This is a genomic window from Bradyrhizobium sp., from assembly GCF_019242285.1.
Taxonomy (GTDB): domain Bacteria; phylum Pseudomonadota; class Alphaproteobacteria; order Rhizobiales; family Xanthobacteraceae; genus Bradyrhizobium.
On sequence record NZ_JAFAVV010000758.1, the window covers coordinates 1 to 4,151 of the forward strand.

At 59.2% G+C, this 4,151-nt stretch carries 3 protein-coding genes; 1 reads left to right on the plus strand and 2 read right to left on the minus strand.

What is annotated here, in order from left to right:
• Positions 1-707 (minus strand): CoA transferase (locus JOY90_RS31060; protein WP_291694913.1); only part of this gene is annotated, 707 nt, incomplete at its 3' end.
• Positions 708-1,494: 787 nt separating this feature from the next.
• On the opposite strand from JOY90_RS31060, the gene JOY90_RS31065 reads away from it, so the two are divergent.
• Positions 1,495-3,150, plus strand: coding sequence for a hypothetical protein (locus tag JOY90_RS31065; protein ID WP_291694914.1), 1,656 nt, complete (start codon positions 1,495-1,497; stop codon positions 3,148-3,150).
• A gap of 319 nt (positions 3,151-3,469) precedes the next feature.
• Here JOY90_RS31065 and JOY90_RS31070 read toward each other — a convergent pair.
• The coding region (locus tag JOY90_RS31070; protein ID WP_291694915.1) for a LysR substrate-binding domain-containing protein at positions 3,470-4,151 on the minus strand (682 nt) is incomplete at its 5' end.

A 4,151-nucleotide genomic window follows, 5' to 3' on the forward strand; every position in this document is an offset into this window, starting at 1 on the left:
GTGCCGGGCACGTTGCGCCCGAGCTGATTGCCCTGGCGCGGCATCGGAGTGCCGAAGCGCTGGTGGTCGCGCAAACTCACCCGCACCAGGTTGACGACCGCGTCCTGCATGGACACCTCGACCTGCTGGCCGCGGCCGGTGGCATGGCGCTGCTGCAGCGCTGCCAAAATGCCGATCGCCATGTGCATGCCGGTGCCGGAATCCCCGATCGCCGGATAGATGTAGGTCGGTGGATTTTCGGGGAAGCCGGTGACGCTCATCGCCCCGCCCATGGCCTGTGCGATAGGCTCGAAGCTCTTGAATCCGCTGTAGGGTCCGTAGGTGCCGAAGCCCTTGATGGTGGCGTAAATGAGTCGCGGGTTGATTTTGGCCAGCGCTGCGTAGCCGAACCCGAGGCGATCGAGCGCGCCCGGCCCGAAATTCTCCACCAGCACGTCCGACTGGGCGATGACCTTCCGGAACAGATCCTTGCCGGCGTCGGTCTTGAGATTCAGCGTCAGACTGCGCTTGTTGGCATTGAAGATCAGGAAGAACAGGCTGTCACTGCTCTTCTGGTCGCGCATGTTCACCCGCGCGATATCGCCGCCCTTGGGCTCCTCGAGCTTGATCACGTCGGCACCGAGGAAGCCGAGAACCTGCGTGCAGGCAGGCCCCGCCTGGTTGTGCGTCATGTCGATGATGCGAATGCCTGACAAGGCCTTTTCCATGGTCGCGCTCCCGGTGGACGGAATGGGTGATCGGCATATTAGCGGTTGGGGCGGATTGGCGTAGCGTAATCCATGAGGAGTGCCATGACGGTCCGTAATAGCTCTCGACCAATTGCACGGGCTTTCGGACAACGGCTGCGCCGGGATGCCGAGATGAACTGCTCCAAAGATCTCACGCCTCGTGTGCGGCTGTGGTCAACCGACCGAGCGCCCGCGCTCGCAGGACACCATGAGCACATGGAATGCCTCCATCTGCCGCATCAGCCCAACATGCAAAGAAGCCGACCTCGACCCTATTCTCGCGAAGGAAACTACCTTCGATCCCCGAGGTGATGGGGCTTGACTGTCGCCACGGCATAGAAGGGCGTATTCGCGGTATTAGGAGTTCAGGGATACGGCAAGGCCCCGGCCGAGGTGTTCGTGCCACTCACCGTGAGGTAGGAGCGACGCCTTGCCGACGGCAAGAACAACGACAGCTCCTGACGCGAGGCGATCAGCGGCAATCTCCCGCGTTTCGGCACCAAACACAATTTGACCAAATAATCTCCGCGAAGAGATGGCAAGAAAGCAGCATCTTCAAGCTGCCAATGGCGTTTTTTACTGCCCGCAAACGACCGCGATCGAATTTTCAAATCAACTTTAACTTTCAGACGTCAGTCTCGCGACGCAAGCAGCGTCATTTTTAGACGCGAGCAGCGGCGCGTTTCAAACAAGACCAACCTGATTGCCGGCTAGCGACTCTCACTTCGTCGCCGTCAGATATATGTCTCAACACCTCGGAGATTTCATGGCCAATGTAACACGGCGCCAGGCACTGGCGGCGCTGGGCTGTTTTGGTGCGGGATTTGGCCTGTCGGGCTGCGCAGCGCCGATCGTCCCATTCTGCCCGGGCGACCCTACCATCAGCGATCCCGACACGCCGCTTACGATCGACGTTCATACCCACGTGTTCAACGGTTCAGATCTGCAGATCTATGGCTTCTACAATTATGTGGTCGCAAGGAAGATCGACCCGCAGATATTGGCGGTCATTCTGAAAATGCTCGGTAAGGACTTCGCGCCGACCGCGCATGAGGAGCTGACTGCTCTCGTTGAGGTCGAGGTTGCGCTTCGCGGATGTAACGGTCGAACGTTTATTCAGATATTAACTTCACACGCGCAAGACCGTTACGACCGCTTTCTGTCCGCGCTGAAGGCTGCCCGGAATGAGGTTCGAGCACAACGGTTTGCACGCTCATCGACTTCCCGCAGGATAGACAACTTTATCGACGCTCTGCCACCGGACTACAGCCAATTCCAGCGCAACAGAGCACATCTCGCACTCGCTGACCCTGTCCTGTCGGGTGAGTTTGCGTTTGTTCTACGAAACTTTCAGTATCGCTATGTGAACGTCTATGACTACCTGATGGAGTACTCGACGGGTCGTTCGCGCAAGATCGATATCATGGTGGCGCATCTCGTTGATTTCGACTGGCCACTCGGCGGCGGTGATTATACGACGTCGCACCTGATCGATCAATTCAGGGTCATGGACAAGATTTCGCAGATCACGGGGGGACGGGTATTGTGTTTTGCGCCTTTCGATCCGTTCAAGGAAGTCGCATACCAGCTGGGCCTAACGACCGAGTCTTCCCTTCAGAACGTGCAAACCGCAATTCTATATCACGGCTTCGTCGGCGTGAAGATTTACCCTCCGATGGGATTTGCCCCATTCGGCAATGCAACGATGCCAAAAGGCTTCTGGAATCAGACCTGGTTGCCGACGTCCCTGCGAGGGAGAGATTTAGGCAACCTGCTGGATCAAGCGTTGGCCGAGCTTTACGTTTGGTGCGTGAAGAACGGCGTGCCCATCATGGGGCACTCGAGCAGGACAAGCGGCCCAAGTGACGCCTTCCAGGACCTCGCGGGCGCGCAGTATTGGGGACCAATCCCCGACGGCCTCGCCGGAATCCGTATCGACTACGGCCACTTCGGTCTCAAGGACCTAAGCACCAAGGACCAGGAGCGGCATCTCGCCAGCTATATGGACGTCGCCAACGGAAGTTATTTGTATGCCGACTCTGGGTATTTTGCCGAAGTGTTGAGCCAGGAGCCATCCCTCGAGGGTTTCCTGGCGACCCTGTACCGGGAAACGGCAAATAAGGGTGATGCAGCTCTCGCCCAACGGCTAATGTATGGGACCGACTGGGAGATGATCGTTCGGGAGGGTGACACGTCGGGCGATTATCTGACGAAATTCGAAAAGATGTACGCCGCACTCGATCACCACCATACGGGTGCCAAAGGAAAGCTCAGCGACCGCTTTTTCGGCGTCAATGCGGCCACATATCTGGGACTGGGGCCCAACCAACGCACCCGCATGCGGCTGGACAAATACTACAGCACGAGTTCAAAACCGGCATGGATGGCCAAGGTGGATAGGATTCCAACCGCATTCTCATGATAGGGAATCGTTTGCGACCTGGCCGAATGACAGCGGGTATCTTCGCCGTTCACAACTAATTCCATCGCAAAATGTCCTGGCGGCGGAAACTTCGCCTTTGCCTTGATCTTGGTTGCTATCCGAGGCAGTCGACGATGGCCGTGAAGAGGATTCCAGTGGCGGCTCCTCGCGTAGGATCGGGATAGCTGGTGCTCGGGAGCACCGCGGCAAATCCGAGCGAGAGCCGCGCGCGATCGCTATGGCCACGTAACGTTTCCGGCAAATTCTTGAGCGTTGCGCCCGATCCGTCCACGACCGGTTTCCTGCGGCTTCCATCCGATCACATCGAGGACGACTTGGCCGCACGGCTCCGCGCGCCGGCCAAGACTTTCTTTCGATAAGAACGCCTGCGAATGGGTGCGGTCAGAACGATGCCGTCGCGCACCAGCTCGCTGCAAATCTCCTTCAACGCAGCCACGACCTCGCGTCCAGCCCGGCTTACGGGGCGGCCGCGTGGCAGGGCGACGACGCGGTCGGCTTGCATCCAGGGCACCAGCGCGGCCGACAATATCCCGGCCGCGACCTCCTGGTGGATGCCGGAGAACGGCAACAAGGCATACCCCAGGCCGGCCGATGCAATCCGCTTCATTGGCGTCGCTCCGTCGACGCGCAACGCAGAGGGCACCGCGGATGGAAACGGGCTGCGGCTCAGCGGCAGCACGGCTGCCGGCAGCGCATTGAACTGCGCTCGTGAGATCTTCCCCGCGCGCAAAACAGGATCGTTCGGCGGCCCAATCACGAACACTCGCTCGACGACCAGTGTCTCGTAATCGAGATGATCGTTGGGCTCTGGCGCCGTGACGACGGCAATGTCGAGCTCGGCGCGGAGCAATCGGTCGCTCAGCGCCTCCGTGAGCCCCTCGCTCATCTCGAGCCTGACACGCGGGAAACGCTCGCGGAATTTTTTTGCAAGCGGTGCATACATGATGTCCGCGAGGCTCGACGGTGCGCCAAGCCTCACA

What these genes read in the sequence shown, in the direction of transcription:
- JOY90_RS31065 (WP_291694914.1), top strand. Translation starts at nt 1,495, where the DNA reads ATGGCCAATGTAACACGGCGCCAGGCACTGGCGGCGCTGGGCTGTTTT.